This window comes from Mesotoga sp. Brook.08.YT.4.2.5.2. (genome assembly GCF_003351125.1).
In the GTDB taxonomy this organism is placed as follows: domain Bacteria; phylum Thermotogota; class Thermotogae; order Petrotogales; family Kosmotogaceae; genus Mesotoga.
Genome location: NZ_JPGZ01000070.1, coordinates 1 through 1,318 on the forward strand (window position 1 = coordinate 1; position 1,318 = coordinate 1,318).

Annotated in this window: 1 protein-coding gene; it reads right to left on the reverse strand. The window is 41.2% G+C overall.

The genetic code is table 11. The features are described from left to right. Positions 1 to 156: 156 nt before the first annotated feature. A partial coding sequence (locus Q502_RS14210) for an IS110 family transposase (protein ID WP_103134172.1) occupies positions 157 to 1,318 on the reverse strand: 1,162 nt, incomplete at its 5' end.

Sequence of the window (1,318 nt, forward strand, 5' to 3'; positions counted from 1 at the left end):
ACGGGGCCATGCTCTTATCGGAGAACGGTGAACCGATAACGGACAACCATTTTCTTTTTCAACTCGCAACTTGTCACTTGCAACAGTTTCAAAGATCGAGATCCTGGCCAGTAGCATGCCAGCTACTCTAAGTTGTCAAGTATAGAATTAGGAGAATTATGAGAGTGAAAGGTCAAATGGAACGTTGTTTTTCAAAAGTTGGTAGACCATTTCAGCTGCAGCTCTTGCAATTGCTACAAGGGCCACTTTCTTTTTCACCCCCCTCTCTATCATCTTCTCGTATTTGTTCTTGTACTTTTCAGTGTTTTTGATCAAGTTTTTAGCTAACTGGTAGAAGGTTTTTCGTAGATGTTTGTTACCCTTCTTGGAGATTGAAAGGCCGCGAGTCATATTACCACTCTGCTTAATAACAGGATCAAGGCCTATATACGATACAAAGGCTTTCCCTGAAGAGAATCTGTTTATGTCGCCTACTTCAGATACGATTTCGGCTTCTGTGATTTCAGCAATACCCGGTATGGTTCTTAGGGGATTGTCAGGGAACTTCTGAAGAAACTTCTTAATTTCCTCATCCAGGGCTTTTACGTGTTCTTTGAGAAGCTTTATTTCAGTTATGAATGTGCTGGTAATAGTTGAGTAGGTTCCAAAGGTATCTGGCTTGCCTATTGAGTCTTTGAGTGAATCGATAACCTCTTTCGCTTTCTCTTCACTCCAGTTTCTGTGAGAGCTGAGCAATTTGACTGCATCTTCCTCATTGGCAAGTATCTCTTCCCTGGATGGATAAACACTCAACAAATGCAACAGCACAGGTGAACTAATTGATCTGAAGGTCTTAAGAAGTTCAGGCATGTGAATCTTCAATTTGCTCTTCAGTTTCCTTTGAAGATCAGAACAGTTTGCTACTACAGTGCTTCTCATCCTAACTAAGTCCCTGAATGCTGACATCTCTTCCTCTGGTACTTGAGAAACGCTCAGCAGATCGAATATCCTGTACATTGCAACTGCTATGCTTTTTGCATCTTTCTTGTCTGTCTTTGACCTGCTCATAGCCTTCATGAATTTGCTAAGGGTATACGGATCGAGAAGCTGTACGTCTATCCCTTTGCTCCTAAGAAATCCGTACAAGTTGCTATGATACGAACCCGTCGCTTCCATTCCGACTTGTTTCTCGCCCTTGTAAGTATTTAGCTTCTTTAGAAATTCCCTAAAACCTTCCCTGTCTTGTTTGTACTTCATGCTTTTCATTTTCTTCTTCTCTGGTAAATAGAAACAAACGTCAAAACTTTCACTGGATATGTCCACTCCTACATACAACATG